Below are 24,267 nucleotides of genomic sequence, written 5' to 3' on the forward strand. Positions count from 1 at the left end.
CAGGCAAAAACGGGCGCGGCGCTGATCGCCGCGCTTGTCCTCGCCCTCATCGCCTCGGTCGCCAAGGCTCACGGCGTCGCCGAAAACGACGCTGCCTTCATCCAGGGCACCTCCGGGGTGAACATCATCCCCTACATGTATCTCGGCGCCAAGCACATGGTGACGGGCTACGACCACCTGCTGTTCCTGTGCGGCGTGATCTTCTTCCTCTACCGGATGAAGGACGTGGGCGCTTACGTGACGCTGTTCGCCATCGGCCACAGCACCACGCTGCTGCTGGGCGTGATCTTCGACATCCGCGCCAATCCCTACATCGTCGATGCCATCATCGGTCTGTCGGTGGCCTACAAGGCCTTCGACAATCTCGGCGGTTTCAAGACGGTCTTCGGCTTTTCGCCCAATCCCAAGGCGGCGGTGCTGATCTTCGGCTTCTTCCACGGCTTCGGCCTGGCGACCAAGCTGCAGGACCTGACGCTTTCGCGCGACGGCCTGGTGCCCAACCTGGTGGCGTTCAACGTGGGGGTCGAGATGGGACAGCTCATGGCGCTTTCGCTGATCCTGATCGCGATGAACCTCTGGCGGCTGACCCCCAGCTTCCGCCGCAGCGCCATCACCGCCAACGCCGCGCTGATGTGCGCGGGTTTCGTGCTCGTGGGCTTCCAGCTCACCGGCTATTTCACCAAGGGAGCCTGACATGACGGCCCAGACTTTCGATCCCAGCCTGCTGCCGCCGTCCTCGATCCAGGTACCGGCAAAAACGCTTGCCAAGGCAAGCCTCGGCGCGGCTGCCGTTGCCGCCGTGCTGCTGGTGACTTGCGTGCTTCCGGCCGAGGCTGGCATCGACCCCACCGGTATCGGCGGCATGCTGGGCATTGCCGGCATGGCCACCGGCGAGGCCCAGGCCGAGACCGAAACCACCCCGGCAAGCCCGGCGGCAGGCGCCGCCCGCGCCGTTCTGCCCAGCCGCACCAGCATCGAGCGCGCCTCCGCCATGCGCAGCGACACGATGACCATCACGCTTCCCCCGCACAGCGGCAAGGAAGTGAAGGCGCACATGAAGTCGGGCGACAGCTTCGTCTTCGAATGGAAGGCAAGCGGCCCGCTCAAGGTCGACATGCACGGCGAACATCCCGATGCCGCAGAAGGTGAGTTCACCAGCTACTGGAAGGAACGCGAACTCGCCGCCGCCAAGGGTGATTTCACCGCGCCGTTCGAAGGCACCCACGGCTGGTACTGGCGCAACAAGGGCGACACCCCTGTCACCGTCACCGTGAAGACCACCGGCTTCTACAAGGACCTGTTCCGGCCGGGCGAATAGAGCGTTTTTCGAACGGAGTGGAACACGCAGTGACTGGGAAAAACGCGAAAAACAAAGAATCTGGAGAGCCCGATCTGATTCACTCAGATCGGAAAACGCTCTAGCCCCGTTTCCATTCTCCTGCGCCGCGCCCTTCCCGCACCTGGGCGCCGCGCGGAAAACGAGCCGGAACCAGCCCTCACCGGATCCGGCTCACCCTTCGCAAACCCGTGGAAGCGCCCGCTTCCACGGGTTCTTTTTGGCCATGGGGAGCGCCTTCCACAGCCGCAGGAAATGCCGGATTCCCAGCCCCCGCAAACGGCGGCATAAAGCGCGGCGCAGTGTCATTTTTCGTCATTTTCCGCCGCCGGATCGGCATGTTTCGATCAAAGATTCGTACCCGTGACCCATAAGCTTCCATCAACAGAACAAAAGCCGCCAACCAAAATACAACGGACAACCCCATGATCCGTAAACAAGAACAAGGCGGTCAATAAACGCAGGCAGGACAGAACAACGCACCTTATGAGGGGTCACGACATGACACGATGGAAGTCCGCATTGAACATCGCCCTCGCCACGGGCTGCGCGATGATCGCTTTTCCTGCCTTCGCCGAAGAAGAAGCCGCCGTCGCAGAAGCGGCCACTGCAGATCCTGCAGGTGACATCGTCGTTTCTGGCAAGCGTGAACAGTATCGCGGCGACGTTCCGCTGAAGGAAGTACCGCAGAGTGTCCAGCAGATCGACGGCAAGATGCTCGCCGATCTCAACATCACCCGGCTCGATACCGCGCTCGACCTTGCCAGCGGCATCGCCCGCCAGAACAACTTCGGCGGCCTGTGGGATGCCTTCGCCATCCGCGGCTTCGCTGGCGACGAGAACTTCCCCAGCGGCTTCCTCGTCAACGGCTTCAACGGCGGGCGCGGCTACGGCGGCCCCCGCGACGCCTCCAACATCGAACGCATCGACATCCTGAAGGGCCCGAACGGCGCGGTTTTCGGACGCGGTGAGCCCGGCGGCACGGTGAACATCATCACCAAGAAGGCCAAGACCGACGACACCTTCGGCAGCTTCGCGATCTCCGGTGGCAGCTACGATACCTACCGCATCGAGGGCGACTTCAACCTCAAGCTGGCCGACAACCTCGCCGTGCGCCTCAACGGCGCCGCGCAGGAGGCCGACAGCTTCCGCGACTATCTCTATTCGCGCAAGAAGGTGCTGACGCCCTCGGTCCTGTTCAAGCCGACCGACACGACCACGCTGACCTATGAAATGGAAGTGGTCGACCAATACGTGTTCTTCGACCGCGGCACCATCGCGGTGGATGGCAAGCTGGGCGTGGTGCCGCGCTCGCGCTTCTTCGGCGAGCCGGGTGACGGTCCCAACCACATCACCGTGTTCGGCCACCAGGCGCAACTCGAGCAGGACCTCGGCGGCGACTGGGTCGTCCTGGCCGGCTTCAACTACCGCAAGACGACCTTCAATGGCTATTCGAGCGACGCCGAGCTCTCCGGCAGCCGTCAGACGCTGGAAGAAACCGGCAACTACCTCTCGCGCCAGCGCCGCTATCGCGACTACGACACCGACTACATGGCCGCCCGCGCCGAAATCTCCGGCAAGATCTATACCGGCCCCTTCACCCACCACGTGCTGATCGGCGCCGACTGGGACAAGTTCGACATCGACACCCTGTCGATGCGCTTCCGCCCGGCCGCCTATACCGCCGGCAGCCCGATCACGGCGGCCAACAACGCGATCAACATCTACGACCCGGTCTACGGCCAGCAGCCGACCACCGCGTCCATCGTGCAGGACACCTACGAAACGCAGAAGGCCTGGGGCGTCTACTTCCAGGACCAGATCGACGTGACCGACCACTTCAAGATCCGTGGCGGCGGCCGTTTCGATCACTTCCACCAGACCATCGACAACGGCGTCGACACCACCAAGACCCGCTTCAGCCCCTCGGTCGGTGCGCTCTACGAGATCACCGACACGCTGAGCATCTATTCGAGCTACGGCACCGGCTTCCGCCCGAACAGCGGTATCGACGCCAACGGCAACGCCTTCGGTCCGGAAACCAGCAAGTCCTATGAGGCGGGTCTGCGCTTCGTCTCGCCGGACAATGCGATCACCAGTTCGGTCGCGGTCTATCACATGACCAAGAACGGCGTGCTGACCGCCGATCCGCTCAACGCGGGCTTCAGCCTCGCCGGCGGCAAGGCGCGTAGCCGGGGCATCGAGGCGGATCTCAACGCCAAGCTGCCGCTGGGCTTCACGCTCTATGCGACGTACGCCTATACCGATGCCCAATGGACCAAGTCCGCGCTCGATCCGGCCTTCGGGCTGACGATCAACCCCGGCGATCCGCTGATCAACATTCCCAAGCATGCGGGCAACCTGCTGGTCACCAAGGAATTCGACGCAGGCAACGTGGGCGTCTTCACCGTCGGCGGCGGCGTCAACGCGGCCAGCAAGCGGCTTGGCGAGACCGGCTACGACTTCTGGCTGCCCGGCTACACCCTGGTCCGCGCCATGGCCAGCTACAAGCCGACCGAACAGATGAAGTTCAGCCTCGACGTCACCAACCTCTTCGACAAGACCTGGTACGCGGCCTCCTATCACCGCTACTGGGTGACGCCCGGCACCCCGCGCACAATCACCCTGCGCGCCGACTTCTCGTTCTGATTTCACCCATCCTGCCGCGACCGGCGTCCTGTCCCTGGGCGTCGGTCGCGGACCCTTTTTCGGCTCACCGGCTGTTCCTGCGCTTGTGGCAACGCACGCCTTGCTCCATCGCGAGCAACCGGGCGACAGCAGCCGCAACCAAGGATTTCCCCCAAGATGACCGCGATCCTCCATGTGGGCCCCGCAGAGCGCGCAGAGCTGTGGCAGGCCGAGTTCCGCCGTGCCCTGCCGGAAGTCGAGTTCCGCAACTGGCCGGATCTGGGCGATCCGGCGGATATCCGCTATCTCGTCGCCTGGAAGCTGACCGATGAGCTGATCGCCTCGCTCCCGGCGCTCGAAGTGCTGTTCAGCATCGGCGCGGGGGTGGACCAGCTCGACCTTTCGCGCCTGCCCGATCATGTCCGCATCGTGCGCATGATCGAGCCGGGCATCACCACGACCATGGCGCAATATGTCGCCGCCGCCGCTCTGGCGCTGCACCGCGAATTCGCCTTCTACCGCCAGGCGCAAGTGCGCGGCGACTGGAGCCCGCGCCCGACGCTACTGTGCGAGGAGCGCAGCGTCGGGGTGATGGGGCTGGGCGAACTGGGCAAGGCGTCACTCGCCATGCTGGCGCCGCTCGGCTTTCGCCTGCGCGGCTGGAATCGCAGCGCACGGACCATCGACGGGGTCGAGTGCTTTGCCGGAGCCGGTGAACTGGACGCCTTCCTGGCCGGCACCGACATCCTGGTCTGCCTGCTGCCGCTGACCGACGAGACGCGCGGCATCCTTTCAGCCGAACTCTTCGCCAAACTCCCCAAAGGCGCCCGCCTCGTCAACGCGGCGCGCGGCGGCCACCTGATCGAGGCCGATCTGCTTTCGGCGTTGGACACCGGGCAGATTTCCGAGGCCGTTCTCGACGTCGCTCAAATCGAGCCGCTGCCCGGTGACCATCCCTTGCGCAGCGATCCGCGCGTCCTCGTCACCCCCCACATCGCCGGGGTCACCCGGATCGAGACGGCGGTACATGCGCTGATCGAGAACGTGCGCGGCGACCTCGCCGGAGAAGCGCTGCCCGGCGAGGTCGACCGAAAACGGGGCTATTGAGCCCCGGCACCGCCGTGCAGAAGGTCCCCGAAAAAGGCCGGATCGACATTGGCGCCGGACACGACCACTACGGTCGCCCCCTTGGTTTCGGGCGCCTTGCCCGCCAGCAGCGCCGCCAGCGCGACCGCGCCGCCCGGCTCGATCACCAGCTTGAGCACTTCGAAGGCATAACGCATCGCGGCGCGCACTTGCGTGTCGCTCACCGTAAGGCCGCCGGCGAGCAGCGCCTTGTTGATGGGGAACGTCAGTTCGCCCGGCGTCGGTGCCAGCAAGGCGTCGCAGATCGAGGCTGCCCCTACCGCCACGGCTTCGCGGCGGCCCGAAATAAGCGAACGGGCGGTATCGTCGAAAGCCTCGGGTTCCACCGACCAGACGGCTGCGTCCGGAAGCACATCGTTCAGGGCCGTGGCGATTCCCGCGACCAGCCCGCCGCCGCCGCAACAGACCAGAACCTGACCGATCACGGCACCCAGTTCGGCAGCCTGTTCGACGATTTCGAGACCCGCCGTACCCTGCCCGGCGATGATGTACGGATCGTCGAAACTCGGCACCAGCACGGCCCCGCGTTCTTCGGCAAGACGGGTGGCGATCTCTTCGCGCGACTGGGTGGCACGGTCGTAAGGCACGACTTCGGCTCCCAGCGCGCGGGTATTGGCGATCTTGATCGCGGGCGCATCGGCCGGCATCACGATGGCGGCGGGAATGCCGAGGATACGGGCCGCCGCCGCCACGCCCTGCGCGTGATTTCCCGAGGACCAGGCGACAACCCCGCTCGGCCGCTCGGCCTCGGGAATGCGGGCGAGGCGGTTGTAGGCACCGCGAAACTTGAAGGCGCCGCCGATCTGCGCGCCTTCGAACTTGATCAGCACCCGGCGCCCTGCCTTCTCGTTCAAAAATCGGTATTCGAGCAGCGGGGTGCGGACGGCAACGCCGGCGATGGTGGCTGCGGCATCGCGCACATCGTCGGGGCAGACCGCCAGCGCCCCGTTGGCCGTGGTCATGGTCGTGGTCGTGGTCGTGGTCGTTTCAAGGTTCATTCCCGATAGCCCCTGTCTTTTTTGAAAGTGAAAACGAAGATGAGCAAAGTGCAGCGTTTCTACAGCGACAGCCTGCCTTATCCGCGCGGGCACTATTCCCATGCCAGCATCGCGGGCGGCCTGATGTTCGTATCGGGCCAGTTGCCCTTCGACCGCGAGGGCAAGCCGGTTGGCCCGGGTTTCGCCGAGCAGACCGAAGCCGTGCTGGCCAATCTGATGACAGTGATCGAAGGCGCCGGCGCCACCCGCGAGGATATCGTCAAGGTCACCGTGTTCATCGCCGGGATCGAGCACTGGCCCGAGTTCGACACGATCTATGCGGCCACGATGGGCGATGTCCGCCCTGCCCGCTCGGTCGTTCCGGTGCCCGAACTGCACTATGGCTTCCTGGTCGAACTGGAAGCCGTGGTGGCCATTCCGGGCTGACGGTTCCGGCGGATGGTGCCACCGCCATCCGCCTTTTTCCCTTATCGCCCAAGCGCCTCGCGCACGACATTGGCGAACCAGGCGATGCCGATGCCGCTCACCTCGTCGTTGAAATCGTAGTGCGGGTTATGCAGCGCCGCCCCGTGATCCTCGCCGCCCTGCCCCAGCCAGCAATAGGCGCCGGGCCGGGCCTGAAGCATGAAGGAAAAGTCTTCCGAAGTGAACGCGGCCTCCGGCGCGCGCGACGCCTCCACGCCGGGGATCGCCGCGGCCGCCGCCAGCGCGCGGGCGGCGCAGGCCTCGGCATTGACGGTGGCGGGATAATAGCGGTCGTAATCGACGGCGATCTCCACCTCGTGGCTGCGCGCCACGCCTGCCGCCATCTCGCGCAGGGAGGCCTCGATGCGGTCCTGCACGGCCGGTACGAACGTGCGCACGGTGCCCGTGACCCGCACTTCGGCGGGGATCACGTTGTGCGTCGCGCCGCCCTGGATCATCGTCACCGACAGCACTGCCGTTTCCTGCGGCGGTACCCGGCGCGCGACGATGGTGTTGAGCTGCATGACGAGATCGGCGGCGGCCAGAACCGCGTCGGGCGTCTGGTGCGGCAAGGCGGCATGGCCGCCCTTGCCCGCCACGGTCAGTTCGAACCGGTCCGCCGCCGCCATGATCGGGCCCGTGCGCGTCTGGAAATGTCCGGCGGCAAGATCCGGCCAGTTGTGGACGGCATAGACTTCCTCGCAGTCGAAACGATCGAACAGACCGTCCTCGATCATCGCCTTCGCGCCGCCGAGCCCTTCCTCGGCAGGCTGGAAGATGAAATGGACGACGCCGTCGAAGTCCACCGACGCCGCAATATGCCGCGCCGCGCCGAGCAGCATCGCGGTGTGGCCGTCATGGCCGCAGCCGTGGAACTTGCCGGCCGTCACGCTCTGGTGCGGCAGGCCCGTCTCTTCCTGAAAACCCAGCGCATCCATGTCCGCGCGCAGCCCGATCGCGCGGAGCGACGTTCCTCGCCGCAGCGTGCCGACGACCCCGGTGCGGCCGATCCCCGTGGCCACTTCAAGGCCGAGACCGCGCAGATAGTCCGCAACGATGCCTGCGGTCCGATGCTCCTCGTAGGCCAGTTCGGGATGGGCATGGATATCGCGGCGGATCGCCGTCACTTCCGGCAAAAGCAGCGCGATTGCGCCAAGATCTTCGGTGGTGAGCATCGTTGGGGGCGACTCCTTTGCAGCCATGGCTCTCTTGCCTCATCCTAGATCCGCGCCGCGACAGCAGGCTTTCGAGCATGCCCTCCATTGCGGCAGCATCGACCGGCCCTCCGGTAAATTCGGAACATCCTGCCAAGCCGCGCCCGTAGCATTTCCCGCAAGAGGCCTTGGCAAGCAGACCGTTCAGGCTGCACATCCCATCCGGGCCTTTCCGGAGTACGAACGCGACATGCAGCTCAAGCCTTACTGGACCGATACCCGCAAGCCCTTCTCGTCGGCGCGAGAGGGCCGGGTGCCCGAACGCGCCTCGGTCGTCGTGGTCGGCGGCGGCTTCACCGGCCTGTCCGCCGCGCGCACGCTGGCCATGCGCGGCATCGACACCGTCTTGCTTGAAGCGGGAGAAGTGGCCGCTGCGGCTTCGGGACGCAATGGCGGGCATTGCAACAACGGCACCGCCAGCGACCTTGGCGGACTGGCCGCCAAGGTAGGGCTCGCCGAAGCGAAGCGGCTCTACGGCCTCTACGATTCCGCCGTCGATTTCGTCGAGGAGACCGTGCGCGAGGAAGCGATCGACTGCGATTTCGTGCGCAACGGCAAGATCAAGCTGGCCGCCAAGGCCAGCCACGTCGACGGCCTCAAGCGTTCGGGCGAGTTCCTGGCCCGTGAGGTCGAACCCGATCTCGTCTTTCTCGACAAGGCAGCCCTTCAGGACGAGGTGAAGTCCGAGGCTTTCCATGCGGGCATCGTCATGCCGCGCGGCGCGCAGATGCACATGGGGCGCTACGGTGTCGGGCTTGCGGAAGCGGCGGCCCGCCGCGGCGCCGCGATTTTCGAACACGCCCCTGTCACCGGCATCGAGCGCCTGCCGGGCGGCCGCCACCGGGTGACGACGCCCAAGGGCAATGTCGTGGCCGATGCCGTGTTTCTCGCCACCGGCCCTTCGCTGCAAGGCCCGTTCCGCTGGATCCGGCGCCGCACGATCCCGATGGGCAGCTTCATTGTCGCCACCGCGCCGCTGACCGACGAGCAGGTCGCCGCAACCATGACCGGCAGGCGCAACTGCGTGACCACCAAGAACATCGGCAACTACTTCCGCCTCACCGCCGACAACCGCCTGATCTTCGGTGGCCGGGCGCGCTTTGCCCTCTCCGACCCGGCCAGCGACGCGAAGAGCGGCGCGATCCTGCGCCAGACGCTGGACGACGTGTTCCCGGCGCTGGCCGAAGTGCCGATCGACTACACCTGGGGCGGCGTGCTCGACATGACGCCGGACCGTCTGCCCCGCGCGGGCGAACATCAGGGGCTGCACTATGCCGTCGGCCTCAGCGGCCACGGCGCCCAGTTCGCCGGCTTCATCGGCGAGCGCATGGCGCGCGTGATTGCCGGAGAGGCCGATGCGAACCCGCTGGCGGGCAAGGCCTTCGATGCCATTCCGGGGCATCTCGGCCCGCCGTGGTTCCTGCCGTTCGTCGGCGCCTGGTATCGGTTCCTGGACTGGAAAAGCTGACCGCAAAAGACGGGATTCGGTCACGGCATGATCTGCCGCGCACCCGTGAAGATACGGCGGGATGGCCGTTCGATAGCCGGAAAGCCGGTGTCACCCCCCGCCCCTGCTGACGCAATCCTTATCTCACCTGATCCGCAACAAGGAACGCGAAGATGGCCCTGCGCCCGAAATACATTACGTTCGATTGCTACGGCACGCTGATCTACTTCGAGATGGGCCCGGCCGCGCGCCGCGCCTATGCCGACCGCCTGCCCGAACCCGAGCGCATGGATGCCTTCGTGCGCGAATTCTCGTCCTACCGCCTCGACGAAGTGCTCGGCGCGTGGAAGCCCTATCGCGACGTGGTGGAAGGCGCGCTGCGCCGGACCTGCAAGAAGCTCGGCGTCGAATACCGCGATGCCGACACCGCCGCGATCTATGCCGAGATTCCGCACTGGGGCGCCCACCCGGACGTGATCGAGCCGCTCAAGCGCGTGGCCGAGGAATTCCCGCTGGTGATCCTCTCCAATTCGATGATCGACCTCATCCCCCATGCCGTGAAGACCCTGGAAGCCCCCTTCCACGCCGTCTACACCGCCGAGGAGGCCCAGTCCTACAAGCCGCGCATGGAGGGCTTCGAATTCATGTTCGACAGCCTGAACTGCAATCCCGAGGACGTGCTGCACTGCTCGTCCAGCTTCCGCTACGACCTGATGACCGCCTACGACATGGGCGTGACGATGAAGGCCTTCGTCAATCGCGGGCATGAGCCGCTGAACAGCTACTACGAGGTCAACGAGATCCCCGACATCTCCGGCCTGCCGGGTCTGCTGGGTCTGTGAGCGCGGGTATCGCCGCCAAAGCACCGTACATCGATCTTGGCGCCTTCGCAGTCGCCGCCGGTTCTTCCTTCGGGGAGGACTGGCGCGCGGGGCGCGTCAGCGTGCCCGTCCCGCAAGACGGTATGCGGATCGATGCCCTGCTGCTTGCCGAAAGCCACGGCATCGCCACCAGCGACCTCAGCGAGATCGTGCTGGTGCGCGAGGGAACGCTCTCGCTCACGGCCGATGGCGTGACGCTGCGCCTCGACGCGGGCGAGGCTGCCCTCGTACCGGCGGGCACGACCTTCCACTGGCGCGCCACCTCGGCCGTGCGCGCGATCGTCGTCGGTGCCGCGAAGCCCGGAGCGGACGGTGCGCGGCTCACCCGCATCGACTTCGGCGCACCGCACGCCCCCTCGGCGCGTCCCAATCCCGACCTGCTGGTCGGCGACAAGGAACCGGCATGCGCCCAGCACGTGGACTTCCGCAGCGCCGACACGCTGTTCTACGCCGGCACCTGGAGTTCCACACCCTATCACCGCCTGCCGATGACTTACGCGCATTGGGAGGTCATGCTGCTGCTGGAAGGCGAGGTTGCCTTCGGTGATGCCGAGGGTAACGAGACCATGGCCCGCCCGGGCGATCTGGTGGTCATTCCCGCCGGCAGCGCCTGCTCCTGGCGGGGCATCGGTCCTACCCGCAAGCTCTTCGTGATCCTCCGCTTCTGAAACGCCCGCACTGCGGGCCAGATCGATGGGCCGGGTCGCATCCCAGAGCGGCCCGGCCCATTTTTTTACAGCCTTTGCCTCGGCCCAAAGGAAACGGGCCGGATCGCTGGTGCGATCCGGCCCGCTCTGTGCGCCCCGTGTTGGGTTCAGTACTTTTAAAGGTACTTGAGCCACCAGATGTCGCGGCGGCGCTTCTTGAGGTTCGAGAACCAGCGCGTCGGGAAGTAGAGCGGCACGATCAGGCCGACATACCAGACCCAGACCCACGCCAGATTGTCGACGCCGAAGAACTTGCCCTTGTTCGCCCCCCAGATGGCGAAGGCGATCAGGTAGAGCGCTTTCAGCACGTAGAGGTGCAGCATGTAGAAGAACATCGGCGCCCCGCCCAGCACCGAGAGCCACTGCGACACGCGCCCGCCGTCGATCTTCTCGAAGGCCGAGAGCAGGATCATCCCGAGCCCGCAGTTTAACAGCAGGTAGAGCAGCGAAGGCGGATACTTGGTGAGCGCCATGAAGCTCATGAACGTGCGCAGGCCATCGCCTTCCACCACGAAGCGCGGTGCATCGCCGTAGACATTGAGCGTGCGCAGGGCGACGAAGGCCGCCAGCATGGCAAGGCCGGTCATCGTCATGCGCTTCTGGCGCACTTCGGCCGCAAGATCGCCGGCAAACCATGGGCCCATGCAATAGCCGAGCGAGATCAGGCCGATCCATGGCAGCACCGGATACGTCGTCTTGAACGTGATCCCGGCGAAGTCCCAGGCCTGGCGCTCGTGCAGCATCGCCCAGGGCGCGAACAGCGGGCTGTCCGGGGCAACATGCACGCCGTCGAGCAGGTTGTGCCCGCACACGATGGCAAGGCCGATCGCGAAGATCGCCTTCCTCGGCAGGTGCAGCAGCCCGGCGAGCGCGATCATCGCGACGCCGATGGTCCAGATCACCTGGAACCAGATCGTCTCGGGCGGGTATTTGGCGGTCCAGGCGAAGTTCACGAACGTGAGTTCGAGGAACATCAGGAACAGCCCGCGCTCGACCAGGAAGCGCGAGACTTCGCCCTTCGTGTGCGTACGTCCGTAAAGGAAAGCCGACAATCCGGTGAGCCCGACAAAGACCGGCGCACAGATCGTGCTGAGATAGCGGGTGAAGAACAAGGCCGGCATGACCGTGCGGGCATCGACGGGATCGGAAACCTGCAAGTGCAGGAACCAGGTCTCGCGCACGTGGTCGAGCAGCATGATGACCATCACGAAGCCGCGCAGGGCATCGATGCTGGTCAGGCGCCGGGCGGCGGCCTTCACGGGTGTAGCGGCAGAGCCGAACGGCTCAGAGCGGGCAATGGTGGCCATGATCGCGAACCTCCTTTTCAGGCATTGGACAGGAGACTCGGTCCGTTCCGCACCCGTTTTTACCTCGCGCGGAGGATTTTCTGACAATTTGCGGGAGCCTAATGGAACAAAGTGCCGCGGGTGCCAATGGGGCAGTTCCGCCTCCCGCACTGCCTCGGGCCGCTTTCCCGGATCGTTCCCAGATCGTTCGAGGAACATGCGCGCGCGCCGCGCGCAAGGGCCGGAACCGGCGCGGCAGACTGTGCCGCAAACGCATGCCAAATTTCCCGATCTGCGCATTTGGCACCCCACAATCGAAGGCACCTTTCGATCGAAGCATGATGCTGTAGACCATCAAGCCGGCGTCCTGCCTGCTTCTGCAAAACGGCACGAGAGAGACGATCACGCCCATGGCCATTTCCCGCTCCAGTTCCGCCCGATACAGCCCCTGCGGCCGCCGGACGGGCATGCCGGAAGCGCGCCGATGAGCGGCGGTGGATTCTCCCGCCGGACGGCACTGGCCGGCGGCCTTGCCGGAGCCGGTCTCCTCGCGTTCGGCCGGGCGCAGGATGTGCTGGCGGTGCCCCGGCGCGGCGGCTCGATCCGCGTCGCCACCCAGTCCAGTTCGACGGCGGACACGCTCGACCCGGCCAAGGCCTCGGTCTCGACCGACTATGTGCGGATCGGCATGGTCTACGAAGGGCTGACCACGCCCGACGCCAATTTGCGGCCCGTTCCGGCGCTTGCCGAAAGCCTCGAAAGCCGCGACCGGCAGACCTGGATCGTCAAGCTGCGACGCGGCGTGACGTTCCATGACGGCGGGGATTTCACCGCCGACGACGTGGTCTTCTCGCTGCTGCGCCACAAGGACCCGGCCACCGCCTCCAAGCTGGCAGGCATCGCGGCGGAATTCGCCTCGGTCCGCGCCAGCGGCCGCCACGAAGTGACGATCCGCCTCGCCGCACCCAATGCCGACTTGCCGGCGATCCTCTCGCAGCCGCAATTCGCCATCGTCCGCAAGGGCGACATCCATCCGCGCGGCAACGGCACCGGTCCATTCCGCGTCCGCCACTTCCAGCCCGGCGTGCGCACCGTGGGCGAGCGCTTTGCCGACTACTGGATGCCCGGCCGCCCCTATCTCGACCGGATCGAGCTGATCGCAATCCCCGACGAAGTCAGCCGCGTCAACGCGCTGCTCGCCGGGGACTGCCAGATGATCAACGCGGTCAATCCCCGCTCGATCCGCCGCATCGAGGCGAGCGGCAGCCACCGGGTGATGGCGACGCCCTCCGGCCTCTATACCGACCTCATCATGCGCGCCGATGCCGCGCCCACCGGCAATCCGCACTTCGTGGAAGCGATCAAGCACCTGATCGACCGCCCGCTCGTCAAGCGCGCGCTGTTCCGGGGCCATGCGACCATCGGCAACGATCAGCCGATCCCCCCTTTCCACCCCTATTACAACCCGAACATCCCGCAAACCACGCTCGATCTCGACCGGGCCCGCTGGCACATCGCCAAGGCCGGGCTCAAGGGCGTGCGTGTGCCGCTCTACTGCTCGCCCGCGGCCGAGGGGTCGGTCGACATGGCCTCGATCATCCAGGAATTCGGTGCGCAGGCGGGGCTGGAACTGGCGGTCAACCGGGTGCCGGCAGACGGCTACTGGTCCACCCACTGGATGCGCCACCCGATGACTTTCGGCAACGTCAACCCGCGCCCCACCGCCGACCTGCTGTTCAGCCAGTTCTACAAGTCCAACGGCGACTGGAACGAAACCGGCTGGAAGAACGAACGCTTCGACCGGCTGCTGGCCGACGCCCGCTCGCAGCCGGATGAGGCCTTGCGCAAGGAAATCTACGGCGAGATGCAAAGGATCGTCCACGACAAGGCGGGGACCGCGATTCCCGTGTTCATCAGCCTGATCGACGGCTACGACAAGCGTATCAAAGGCTTGCACCCGATCCCGCTGGGCGCCTTCATGGGTTACCGCTTCTCGCAGCACGTGTGGCTGGACGCCTGATGGCCGGCGCTTTCCCCCAATTCGCCCGAAAGGCGCCGCGCGGCGCCAGTGTGATCCTGCACCTCGTCGGCCGCCGCGCCGCTTCGGCGCTGCTGACCCTGCTGCTGGTCTCCATCGTGGTCTTCACCATCAGCGGTCTGCTCCCCGGCGACGCCGCGCAGGAGACCCTGGGGCAGAGCGCGACGCCCGCCCAGGTCGCCGCGCTCCGCCACGAGATGGGCCTCGATCGTCCGGGCCCGGTCCGCTACGTCCAGTGGCTCGGCGGCATACTGCGCGCCGATCCCGGCCAGTCGCTGGTCGCCAACATGCCGGTGCGCGACATCATCGCCGAACGACTGCCCAATTCGTTGATGCTGGCAGGCTTCACCGCCGTGATCGCGGTGCCTCTGGCGCTGGCCATGGGCATCGCCGCCGCCGTCCATCGCGGCGGCAAGGTGGACCGCGTGCTTTCGCTTGCCACCCTGTCGATGGTGGCGGTGCCGGAATTCCTCGTCGCCACGCTCGGCGTGCTGGTGTTTTCGGTGAAGCTGCTCTGGCTGCCGTCGATCGCGCTCGTCTCCTCGGAGGCGAGCCTTGGCGACACCATTCGCTCCTGCGCCTTGCCGGTGATGACGCTGACGTTCGTGGTCGTCGCCCAAATGGCGCGCATGACCCGCGCGGCGATGATCGCCCAGCTCGACGCCGGTTATGTCGAGATGGCGGAACTGAAAGGCGTGCCGTTCGGGCGCATCGTGCTCTGGCACGTGATGCCCAACGCCATCGGCCCGATCGTCAATGCCGCCGCGCTTTCGCTGTCCTACCTCCTGGGCGGAGCGATCATCGTCGAGACCATCTTCAATTTTCCCGGCCTTGCCAGCCTCATGGTCAATGCCGTGACCAGCCGCGACATGCCGCTGCTGCAAAGCTGCGCGATGATCTTCTGCGCCGCCTACCTGCTGCTGGTGCTCATCGCCGACGTCGTCGCCATTCTCAGCAATCCGAGGCAGCGCGCCTGATGACACTTTTCCTCTCCTTCGCAAGGTCACTGCCGCTTCCCGGGCGCATCGGACTGTTCCTGGTCTGCTTCTGGCTCCTCGCCGCGCTGGCCGGACCGCTGCTCGCCCCCTATGCCGTGGGCGCCTTCGTGGACTACGACGTGTTCTCGCCGATGTCTGGCAAGTTCTGGCTCGGCAGCGACTACCTTGGCCGCGACGTGCTCAGCCGCCTGCTCTGGGGCGCGCGATACACCGTGTTCCTCGGCCTCGGCGCGGCGCTGCTGGCGAGCGTGACCGGAACCTCGCTGGCCCTTGTCGCCGCCGTCCACAAGGGCTGGGTGGACGAAGTCGTCTCGCGCACGATGGACACGCTGATCTCGATCCCCTCCAAGGTCTTCGCGCTGGTCATGGTGGCGGCATTCGGCTCCTCGCTCTGGCTGCTGCTGCTCATCGCGGCGGTGACGTATGTGCCCGGCAACTTCCGCATCGCGCGGGCCATCGCCCTCGACCTTGCGGCGATGGACTACGTTACGTTCGCCCGCGCCCAGGGCGAAACCCCTATCCGCATCGCGCTGGGCGAGATCCTGCCCAACATGCTGCACCCGCTGCTGGCCGACCTTGGCCTGCGCTTCGTGTTCATCGTGCTGCTGCTTTCGGGGCTGAGTTTCCTCGGCCTTGGCGTGCAGCCGCCCCATGCCGATCTCGGCTCGCTGGTGCGCGAGAACATCTCTGGCATCACCGAGGGCGCCCCGGCGATCATCGCGCCTGCGCTTGCCATCGCCACGCTCACCGTCGGCGCCAACCTGCTGATCCACGCGCTCAAGAAGGGGAAGACGGCGTGACCCTGGCCGCACCAGAAACCCACCAGAACGTCACCAGGCGGGGGCAGATCACCGTCTCGGGCCTGCGCATCGTCGTCGGCCCGCCGGATGCCGAGCGCGCCATCGTCGAGGATGTCAGTTTCGCGATCGAACCCGGCCGGACGCTGGCGCTGATCGGCGAATCCGGTTCGGGCAAATCGACCATCGCGCTTTCGCTCGCCGGATACGCCCGCCCCGGCGCCCGCATCGCCGGCGGCACCATCGAGGTCGGCGGCGAGCGTGTCGACCTGATGGACGGCAAGGCGCTGCGGGGCCTTCGCGGACGCCGCGTCGCCTATGTGGCGCAGAGCGCGGCGGCGGCGTTCAACCCCTCGCGCACGATCATGGCGCAAGTGATCGAGCCGCTGCTCGTCCACCGCCTCGCCAGCCGCAAGGAGGCCATGGCACGGGCGCGGCGCATCTTCGCCTCGCTGTCCCTGCCCGATCCCGAGAACATCGGCGAGCGCTATCCCCACCAGCTTTCCGGCGGCCAGCTCCAGCGGCTGATGGCGGCGATGGCGCTCATCACCGGGCCCGAACTGCTGATCTTCGACGAGCCGACCACCGCGCTCGACGTGACCACCCAGGTCGAAGTGCTCAAAGCCTTCAAGGCCGCCATTGCGGAGAGCGGCGCCACCGCCGTCTATGTCTGCCACGACCTGCCGGTCGTCGCGCAGATGGCCGACGAAGTGCTGGTGCTCCAGAACGGGCGCACCAAAGAGGCCGGATCGCTCGGCACGGTGTTCGGCACCCCCGCCGATCCCTATACCCGCGCCCTGCTCGCCGCCGCCGACCATGGCGGCCTCACCCGCCTGCCCCGGCCCGAGCAGGAATGCGTGCCTCTGCTCAGGATCGACGGTCTTTCCGCCGGCTACGGCAAGATCCGCGATGGCCGTCCCGAAGTGCCGATCCTCGAAGACGTCTCGCTGCTCTGCGGCCGCGGCGAGGCGGTGGGCGTGATCGGCGAATCCGGTTCGGGCAAGTCCACGCTTGCCAAAGTCGTCGCCGGGCTCGTGCCCCTTGCGGACGGCGAAGTGCTGCTGGACGGCACTCCGCTTCCCGCAGACCTTGGCGGGCGCAGCCGCGAGCAGTTCCGCAAGGTGCAACTGGTGTTCCAGCATGCCGAGACCGCGCTCAATCCGGTCAAGACCGTGGGCGAACTGCTGGCCCGTCCACTGGCGCTCCATCACGGCATTCGCGGCGCCGCCGCGCAAAAACGCGTGGCCGAGCTGCTCGACCTGATCCAGCTTCCCGCCGCCACCGCCGCGCGCAACATCCGCGCGCTTTCGGGCGGGCAGAAGCAGCGCGTCAACCTTGCCCGCGCGCTTGCGGCCGAGCCGGAGCTGCTGATCTGCGACGAAGTGACTTCCGCGCTCGACACCATCGTCGGGCAGGCGATCCTCGAACTGATCGACAGCCTGCGCCGGGATCTTGGCATCGCGGTCATGTTCATCAGCCACGACATCTCCACCGTGCGCACGTTCTGCGACCGGATCATGGTACTCTACGGCGGCCGCGCGGTGGAAAGCGCGACCTGTGCCGCTTTCGCACGCGGGCCGCACCATCCCTATACCCGGCTGCTGCTGGAATCGGTGCCGCAGATGGACCCCGCCTGGCTGGCATCGAGCGCCGCCCGCGCCGCCGGGACCGGCCTTCCGCTTAACCGCGAGATCTGCCGGTTCGAACCGCGCTGCGTCTCGGCCATTCGCGGGCGCTGCAATTGCGAGGCTCCGCCGCTCCGGCAGAGTCAGGGCCACGGCCAGAACCATACCTGGCTCTGCCACCACCCGGTGGAAGCGCTCGGCGCGGAATAAAATACCGTCTGGGCTGCGAGAGCGGCACCCGATGCCAAACACTGGGGCCTAAAAACCCGTTTGGAAATCCGCCGAAGGCGGATTTGGCGGCACCGGCCCTCTCCCCCACCCGACCTCCCACGAAGTGTACCCTGTTGGGAGGTCGGGTGGGGGAGAGGGCCGGTGCCGCTAACAAAAATGCCCATATGGGCATTTTTGCAAAGTTTGAGGCAAGATCAGAAGGCCGGCCACGGCCCCTAAACTCAAAGGGAACAGCAATGGCGACTGTGCAAGATACGATTCTGATCCGTGAAATGACCCCTGACGACATCAACGGGGCCGTCGAACTTTCCTATGAGCAGGAATGGCCGCACCGGCAGGAGGACTGGGAAGCCTACCTTTCGCTCGGCGAAGGCGTGGTGGCCGAATGCGAGGGCCGCATCGTCGGCACGACGATGGCCTGGCGCTATGCGCCGACTTACGCGACGCTGGGCATGGTGATCGTCGCCAACGCCTTTCAGGGCAAGGGGCTTGGCCGCCAGCTGATGGAGGCCATGCTGGGACGGCTCGAAGGCTGCTCGGTCCTGCTCAACGCCACCGAAGCGGGCATGCCGCTCTATGCCAAGCTCGGCTTCGAGAAGATCGGCACGATCCACCAGCATCAGGGCACCGCGCCGATGGTGCCGCTGGCCCAGCTTCGCCCCGGCGAGCGTGTTCGCCCGCTCGGCAGTGCGGACAGCGAACTCGCCGACCTTTACGACCGCGCCTGCGGCATGGGCCGGGGCAAGCTGTTCGAAAGCCTTGGCCGCACCGGCAGCGCCGTGGTGCTGGCGCAGGACCATGTACCCGTGGGCTTTGCCAACATGCGCCGCTTCGGACGCGGCTGGTCGGTCGGCCCGGTTGTCGCCCCCGACCTGATCGGCGCCAAGGCGCTCGCCAGCCACTGGATCGGCGCTTACGCAGGCTCGTTCTGCCGCCTCGACGTACCCGCCCTGGGCGGGTTCTCCGAATGGCTGACCGAACTGGGACTGCCCAAGGTCGGCGAGGTCCACACGATGGTGCGCGGCACCGCCCCGGTGGTGGACGATCATTGCCGCCTGTTCGGCCTCGTCTCACAGGCGCTCGGCTGATGGCGACGCTCACTCCCCTGCTCCGCCTCGATGATCCCTCGCTGCTGCGCGAAGCCGCCCTCGTCGGCGGCGAATGGCTCGCCGGTGATGCGATGGCCGTGATCGATCCCGCCAGCGGCGAGACCATCGGCGCCGTGCCCGATTGCACGGCCGCCGAGACCCAGGCCGCCATCGCCGCCGCCGAGGCCGCATGGCCCGCCTGGCGCGCCCGCACCGCGCATGACCGCGCGAAGCTGCTCGAAGCCTGGCACGCCCTGGTCCTTGCCCATGCCGAGGATCTGGCGCGGATCATGACCGCCGAACAGGGCAAGCCGCTGGCCGAAGCGCGCGGCGAGATTGCCTATGCCGCCAGCTTCATCAAGTGGTTCGCCGAGGAAGGCCGCCGCGTCGGCGCACGCAATGTCGCCAGCCCGGAAACCAGCCGCCGCGTGCTGGTCTTCGTGGAACCCGTCGGCGTCAGCGCCGCGATCACGCCGTGGAACTTCCCCGCCGCGATGATCACCCGCAAGTGCGCGCCGGCCCTTGCGGCGGGCTGCCCGGTGGTCATCAAGCCGTCCGACCTCACCCCCTTCACCGCACTGGCGCTGGCGGACCTCGCCCTGCGCGCAGGCATTCCCGCGGGCGTCGTCAATGTCGTCACCGGCCGCCCCGAGGCGATCGGCAAGGCCATCTGCGCCAGCCCCGCGGTGCGCAAGCTCTCCTTCACCGGCTCCACCCGCGTGGGCTCGCTGCTGATGAGCCAGTGCGCGGGCACGGTGAAGCGCCTCAGCTTCGAACTGGGCGGCAACGCGCCGCTGATCGTGTTCGAGGACGCCGATCTCGACCTTGCCGTGCGGGCGACGATGGCCAGCAAGTTCCGCAATGCCGGGCAGACCTGCGTCTGCGCCAACCGCGTGCTGGTCCACGACGCCGTCTATGACGAATTCGCCCGGAGACTGAGCGAGGCGGTCTCCGCACTCCATGTCGCACCCGGCTTCGACCCCGCATCGACCGTCGGCCCGCTGATCAACGCCGCTGCCGTGACCAAGGTCGAGCGCCATCTCGACGATGCCCTGTCGCGCGGCGGCAAGGTGATCGCGCGGGGTTCGGGCCGCGAGGACGGCAATTTCGTGCGCCCGGTGGTCTTGACCGAGGCCGAGACCGGCATGGCGCTCGCCACCGAGGAAACCTTCGGGCCGATCGCCCCGCTGTTCCGCTTCGCCGCCGAGGACGAGGCGCTGCGCATGGCCAACGACACGCCCTACGGCCTTGCCAGCTACTTCTTCACCCGCGACCTCGCCCGTGCCTTCCGCGTGGCCGAGGGGCTGGAGGCGGGGATGATCGCGCTCAACACCGGCTCGATCGCCATGGAAATGGCCCCGTTCGGCGGCATCAAGCAGTCGGGCCTCGGCCGCGAAGGCGGTCAGGTGGGCATCGAGGAATATCTCGAGACCAAGGCCTTCCACATCGGCGGCCTCGAAGGCTGACCGAAAGCAATTCCTGATACGAAAGGTTCTCCCGTGAACGCCAGCCGCCGCTATTCGATTGCCGTCATCCCCGGAGACGGCATCGGCAAGGAAGTCATGCCCGAAGGCGTGCGCGTGCTGGAAGCGGCCGCGCGCCGTTTCGGCTTTGCGCTCGACCTGCAGTGGCACGACTTTGCCTCCTGCGACTATTACCTCAAGCACGGCGAGATGATGCCGCAGGACTGGAAGGCGCGGATCGGCAAGGTCGATGCGCTGTTCTTCGGCGCGGTGGGCTGGCCCGATACGGTGCCGGACCATGTCTCGCTCTGGGGATCGCTGCTGCAATTCCGCCGCGAGTACGACCAGTACGTCAACTTGCGCCCGGTGCGCCTGATGCCCGGCGTGCCCTGCCCGCTGGCGGGCCGCAAGCCCGGTGACATCGACTTCTGGGTCGTGCGCGAGAACACCGAGGGCGAATACAGCGCGGTCGGCGGCCACATGTTCCCCGGCACCGAGCGCGAGATCGTGATGCAGGAGACGGTCATGACCCGCTTCGGCGTCGACCGCGTGCTGCGCTATGCCTTCGATCTTGCCAGCAAGCGCGAACGCGGCCACCTGACCAGCGCCACCAAGTCCAACGGCATCGCCATCACCATGCCGTTCTGGGACCAGCGCGTGGAAGCCATCGCCGCCGAATTTCCCGGCGTCACCCACGACAAGTACCATATCGACATCCTGACCGCGCAGTTCGTGCTGAACCCGCAGCGTTTCGACGTGGTGGTCGCCTCCAACCTCTTCGGCGACATTCTCAGCGACCTTGGCCCGGCCTGCACCGGCACCATCGGCGTCGCCCCGTCGGGCAACATAAATCCCGATGGCACCCACCCCTCGCTGTTCGAGCCGGTCCACGGCTCCGCGCCCGACATCGCGGGCAAGGGCATCGCCAATCCGGTCGGCCAGATCTGGTCGGCGGCGATGATGCTGGAGCACCTTGGCGAAGCAGAAGCTGCCGCCGCGATCATGGCCGCCATCGAGGCCGTGCTGTCCACCCCGGCAGGCCGCACGGGAGACCTCGGCGGCAGCGCCAATACGCGCGATTGCGGCAAGGCAATCGCCGAATCCATCTGACTTTTGCAGTGCGGCATTAAATGCCGCACTGCCCCCTCCAAATGGTGCGCAGAACGCCGCAAGACCCCGGTTTCAGCGCAACAGACCGATCCTGCGGCATAATCTGTGCCCATGACTGAAGCGCACGATCCCCGGTTCGCCCGATCCCACAACCAGGCCCTGCTGGAGCTAGACCGCCGGCACCTGATCCACCCGGTCACCTCATTCCGAGGGCACGAGCGCCACGGCGCCCGCATCCTCGAATCCGGCGAGGGCATGTGGCTCACCGACATCGACGGCCGCCGCGTGATCGATGCCTTCGCGGGGCTGTGGTGCGTGAACGTCGGCTACGGGCAGGAAAGCATCGTCGAAGTCGCCGCCGAGCAGATGCGCCGCCTGCCCTATGCCACCGGCTACTTCCACTTCGGAAGCGAGCCGGCGATCCGCCTGGCGCACGAACTGACCCAGCTTGCCCCCGAGGGCCTTGGCCATGTCTTCTTCACGCTGGGCGGATCGGACGCCGTCGACAGCGCGGTCCGCTATATCGTCCATTACTTCAACGCCATCGGCAAACCGGAAAAGAAGCAGTTCATCGCGCTCGACTGGGGCTATCACGGCTCCAGCTCGACCGGCGCGGGCCTGACCGCGCTCGCCAACTTCCATCGCGGCTTCGACCTGCCGCGCCCCTGGCAGCACCACATCGCCTCGCCCTATCCCTACCGCCACCCCGAAGGCCATGACGATGCCGCCGTGATCGCCTCCAGCGTCGCGGCGCTGAAAGCCAAGGTGGAAGAGATCGGCGCCGACAAGGTCGCCGCCTTCTGCTGCGAACCGATCCAGGGTTCCGGCGGCGTGATCGTGCCGCCCAAGGGCTGGCTGAAGGCGCTGCGCACGGCCTGCGACGAACTCGGCATCCTGATGCTGGTGGACGAGGTCATCACCGGCTTCGGCCGCACCGGGCCGATGTTCGCCTGCGAGGCCGAAGGCGTGACCCCCGATTTCATGACGCTCGCCAAGGGCCTCACCTCCGGCTACGCGCCGATGGGCGCGGTGATGATGGCGAACCACGTCTACGACGCGATTGCCGATGCCGCCCCCGAGGCGCTGCCGATCGGGCACGGTTTCACCTACTCCGGCCACCCGGTCAGCGCCGCCATCGCCCTGGAAGTGCTCAGGCTCTATCAGGAAGGCGGCCTGCTCTCGAACGGCGAGCGGGTGGGCATTCGTTTCGCGCAGCACCTCGAACGGCTGCGGGCTCATCCCTTGGTTGGAGACACGCGCGGGCGCGGCCTGCTCGGCGCGATCGAACTGGTCAGCAACAAGGGCACGAAAGCGGGCTTTTCGGCCGACCTCGACGTGGGCGGCCGGCTTTCCGCGCTCACCTGGGAGAAGGGCGTGATCGTGCGCTGCTTCGGAAATGCGGTGATAGGTTTCGCGCCGGCCCTGTGCTGCAACGACAGCGAGATGGACATGATCTTCGAACGCGTGGAAGGTGCTCTGGACGCGCTGCTAGAGATGCCGGACATCCGCAGCGCGCTGAGAAGCTGAGACCGGGTTGCGATAAGGAAAAACACATGGCGATAGGCCCCAAACTTGACCGGATCGACCTCAAGATCCTAGCCAAACTGCAGGAAGCGGGGCGCATCACCAACGTCGAGCTGTCGGACGCGGTCGGCCTGTCCCCCAGCCCTTGCCTCACCCGGGTCAAGCGGCTGGAGACGGCGGGCTACATCACCGGCTACGGCGCCCACATCAATCTCAACAAGCTGGGCGAATTCCTGACGGTGTTCACCGAAGTGACCCTTGGCGAGCACCGCCGGGGAGACTTCTCCCGCTTCGAGACGCGCATCGCCAAGATCGACGAGATCGTCGAATGCCACCTCGTCAGCGGCGGCTACGATTATCTGCTGAAGTTCGTCGCCCGCGGCGTGACCCATTACCAGTCGCTGATCGAGGAAATGCTCGAAAACGACTACGGGATCGAGAAGTACTTCAGCTACATCGTCATCAAGTCCCCCTTCATCAAGCACCACTTCCCGATCCAGAACCTGTTCGGGGAATGATCCTGCGCGGCGGGCGCTGCCGAAGCGCCCGCCGCGTTCGGAGACGGGTTGAAAGATCCCCGAACCGGCACTTGCGTCGGTGCCGCGCGGGCTTGACGAGCCTGCGATGAGTCAAGCTCAACGCAGGTTGGTATCAGAAGTTGAAACCGAACCCGAAGACCAGCCGCGTCTGCCGGCCGGAATCGCCGCCCGCCCGCGCAATCCGGCGCGTGCCGCCGACCAGGCGCTGGTGGATCGCGCCGAGATAGAGCGTCGCTGCCCGGCCCAACTGCCTTCTCAGGCGCGCTGCCACCTCGATCTGGGTGACGCCTGCCGCGGTATCCTCCCGGGCGATGTCCTGCGCCGACCACGCCAGCGCCGCCCGCGGCTCGAGATAGAGGCGGGACGAGAGGTTCGCCGTGGCAACCACTTGCGCCGCGCCGGTGACGTCGCCGCGCTGCGAGACCCAGGCATAGTGTTCCGCGCTCAGCCAGCTTGCGAACGTATGCTCGACCCCGAAGCTCATATGGCTGAGATCGCTGCCGGCGCGAAATTCATGCCGCACGCCGACCAGCAGGTTCGTCGCCGAGGTCACGCTGTTCGAATAGAGCAGTTGTCCGCCCACTTCGTCGAGATCGACGTCGGCCACCGCACCGCCTTCCAGCTTGAACACCGCGCGCTGCCTGGCATCGCCGAAATTGGTGGTGGTGTCGAAGACGATCTCGTCATCGCCTCGCCCGACCCGGGCCTCGAACAGATCGACTTGTCCGGTCACCTGACTTTGCGCC

At 66.5% G+C, this 24,267-nt stretch carries 21 protein-coding genes; 17 read left to right on the plus strand and 4 right to left on the minus strand.

Annotation, left to right across the window (positions count from 1 at the left end; genetic code table 11):
* Positions 1-21: 21 nt before the first annotated feature.
* From OKA11_RS01875 to OKA11_RS01890, 4 genes are all read left to right on the plus strand, one after another.
* Complete coding sequence (locus tag OKA11_RS01875; protein WP_267218619.1) at positions 22-693, plus strand: HupE/UreJ family protein; 672 nt, start codon at positions 22-24, stop codon at positions 691-693.
* Between the two features lies 1 nt (position 694).
* Positions 695-1,318 carry a hypothetical protein gene (locus OKA11_RS01880; RefSeq protein ID WP_267218533.1) on the plus strand — a complete coding sequence of 208 codons (624 nt, stop codon included), beginning with the start codon at positions 695-697 and terminating at the stop codon, positions 1,316-1,318.
* A gap of 519 nt (positions 1,319-1,837) precedes the next feature.
* Positions 1,838-3,985, plus strand: coding sequence for a TonB-dependent siderophore receptor (locus tag OKA11_RS01885; RefSeq protein ID WP_267218534.1), 2,148 nt, complete (start codon positions 1,838-1,840; stop codon positions 3,983-3,985).
* Positions 3,986-4,141: 156 nt separating this feature from the next.
* On the plus strand, positions 4,142-5,071 hold the full coding sequence (locus OKA11_RS01890) for a 2-hydroxyacid dehydrogenase (protein WP_267218535.1): 930 nt from the start codon (positions 4,142-4,144) through the stop codon (positions 5,069-5,071).
* Here the strand turns inward: OKA11_RS01890 and OKA11_RS01895 are convergent.
* Positions 5,065-6,108: a threonine ammonia-lyase gene (locus tag OKA11_RS01895; RefSeq protein ID WP_267218536.1), complete on the minus strand. Its 1,044-nt coding sequence runs from the start codon at positions 6,106-6,108 to the stop codon at positions 5,065-5,067. The genes OKA11_RS01890 and OKA11_RS01895 overlap by 7 nt on opposite strands.
* Before the next feature lie 39 nt (positions 6,109-6,147).
* On the opposite strand from OKA11_RS01895, the gene OKA11_RS01900 reads away from it, so the two are divergent.
* The gene (locus OKA11_RS01900; RefSeq protein WP_267218537.1) at positions 6,148-6,534 is read left to right on the plus strand and encodes a RidA family protein; all 387 of its coding nucleotides are present in this window, start codon (positions 6,148-6,150) and stop codon (positions 6,532-6,534) included.
* A 41-nt stretch (positions 6,535-6,575) separates the two neighbouring features.
* On the opposite strand, the gene OKA11_RS01905 is transcribed toward OKA11_RS01900, so the two are convergent.
* Positions 6,576-7,748 (minus strand): M20 aminoacylase family protein, encoded by a 1,173-nt coding sequence (locus OKA11_RS01905; protein ID WP_267218538.1) that lies wholly within the window; start codon positions 7,746-7,748, stop codon positions 6,576-6,578.
* 229 nt (positions 7,749-7,977) lie between these two features.
* Between OKA11_RS01905 and OKA11_RS01910 the strand changes: the two genes are divergently transcribed.
* From OKA11_RS01910 to OKA11_RS01920, 3 genes are all read left to right on the plus strand, one after another.
* Complete coding sequence (locus tag OKA11_RS01910) at positions 7,978-9,255, plus strand: NAD(P)/FAD-dependent oxidoreductase (protein WP_267218539.1); 1,278 nt, start codon at positions 7,978-7,980, stop codon at positions 9,253-9,255.
* Positions 9,256-9,407: 152 nt separating this feature from the next.
* Positions 9,408-10,076: a haloacid dehalogenase type II gene (locus OKA11_RS01915; RefSeq protein ID WP_267218540.1), complete on the plus strand. Its 669-nt coding sequence runs from the start codon at positions 9,408-9,410 to the stop codon at positions 10,074-10,076.
* The gene (locus OKA11_RS01920) at positions 10,073-10,783 is read left to right on the plus strand and encodes a cupin domain-containing protein (RefSeq protein ID WP_267218541.1); all 711 of its coding nucleotides are present in this window, start codon (positions 10,073-10,075) and stop codon (positions 10,781-10,783) included. The genes OKA11_RS01915 and OKA11_RS01920 overlap by 4 nt, the downstream gene beginning before the upstream one ends.
* 155 nt (positions 10,784-10,938) lie before the next feature.
* Here the strand turns inward: OKA11_RS01920 and OKA11_RS01925 are convergent, their stop codons facing one another.
* Positions 10,939-12,129 carry a DUF1624 domain-containing protein gene (locus OKA11_RS01925; RefSeq protein ID WP_267218542.1) on the minus strand — a complete coding sequence of 397 codons (1,191 nt, stop codon included), beginning with the start codon at positions 12,127-12,129 and terminating at the stop codon, positions 10,939-10,941.
* A 463-nt stretch (positions 12,130-12,592) separates the two neighbouring features.
* On the opposite strand from OKA11_RS01925, the gene OKA11_RS01930 reads away from it, so the two are divergent.
* The 9 genes from OKA11_RS01930 to OKA11_RS01970 all read left to right on the plus strand — a co-directional run bounded on the left by OKA11_RS01930 (position 12,593) and on the right by OKA11_RS01970 (position 23,500).
* Positions 12,593-14,128, plus strand: coding sequence for an ABC transporter substrate-binding protein (locus tag OKA11_RS01930; RefSeq protein WP_267218543.1), 1,536 nt, complete (start codon positions 12,593-12,595; stop codon positions 14,126-14,128).
* A complete protein-coding gene (locus OKA11_RS01935) occupies positions 14,128-15,123 on the plus strand; it encodes an ABC transporter permease (protein ID WP_267218544.1) in 996 nt (331 codons plus the stop codon). Before OKA11_RS01930 ends, OKA11_RS01935 begins: the two co-directional genes overlap by 1 nt.
* Positions 15,123-15,944, plus strand: a complete 822-nt coding sequence (locus OKA11_RS01940) for an ABC transporter permease (RefSeq protein WP_267218545.1) — start codon at positions 15,123-15,125, stop codon at positions 15,942-15,944. Before OKA11_RS01935 ends, OKA11_RS01940 begins: the two co-directional genes overlap by 1 nt.
* Positions 15,941-17,776: an ABC transporter ATP-binding protein gene (locus OKA11_RS01945; protein ID WP_267218546.1), complete on the plus strand. Its 1,836-nt coding sequence runs from the start codon at positions 15,941-15,943 to the stop codon at positions 17,774-17,776. Before OKA11_RS01940 ends, OKA11_RS01945 begins: the two co-directional genes overlap by 4 nt.
* Positions 17,777-18,033: 257 nt before the next feature.
* Positions 18,034-18,885, plus strand: a complete 852-nt coding sequence (locus OKA11_RS01950; RefSeq protein ID WP_267218547.1) for a GNAT family N-acetyltransferase — start codon at positions 18,034-18,036, stop codon at positions 18,883-18,885.
* Positions 18,885-20,351 carry an NAD-dependent succinate-semialdehyde dehydrogenase gene (locus OKA11_RS01955; protein WP_288805422.1) on the plus strand — a complete coding sequence of 489 codons (1,467 nt, stop codon included), beginning with the start codon at positions 18,885-18,887 and terminating at the stop codon, positions 20,349-20,351. The genes OKA11_RS01950 and OKA11_RS01955 overlap by 1 nt, the downstream gene beginning before the upstream one ends.
* Before the next feature lie 33 nt (positions 20,352-20,384).
* Entirely contained in the window at positions 20,385-21,458 is a 1,074-nt protein-coding gene (locus tag OKA11_RS01960) for a tartrate dehydrogenase (protein ID WP_267218548.1), read from the plus strand.
* 111 nt (positions 21,459-21,569) lie between these two features.
* Positions 21,570-22,985 carry an aminotransferase class III-fold pyridoxal phosphate-dependent enzyme gene (locus OKA11_RS01965; protein WP_267218549.1) on the plus strand — a complete coding sequence of 472 codons (1,416 nt, stop codon included), beginning with the start codon at positions 21,570-21,572 and terminating at the stop codon, positions 22,983-22,985.
* 26 nt (positions 22,986-23,011) lie between these two features.
* Positions 23,012-23,500: an Lrp/AsnC family transcriptional regulator gene (locus OKA11_RS01970; RefSeq protein ID WP_207080363.1), complete on the plus strand. Its 489-nt coding sequence runs from the start codon at positions 23,012-23,014 to the stop codon at positions 23,498-23,500.
* Between the two features lie 133 nt (positions 23,501-23,633).
* Here the strand turns inward: OKA11_RS01970 and OKA11_RS01975 are convergent, their stop codons facing one another.
* A complete protein-coding gene (locus OKA11_RS01975; protein ID WP_267218551.1) occupies positions 23,634-24,254 on the minus strand; it encodes a copper resistance protein B in 621 nt (206 codons plus the stop codon).
* Positions 24,255-24,267: the final 13 nt, after the last annotated feature.

This window comes from Novosphingobium clariflavum (assembly GCF_026420865.1).
Taxonomy (GTDB): Bacteria; Pseudomonadota; Alphaproteobacteria; order Sphingomonadales; family Sphingomonadaceae; genus Novosphingobium; species Novosphingobium clariflavum.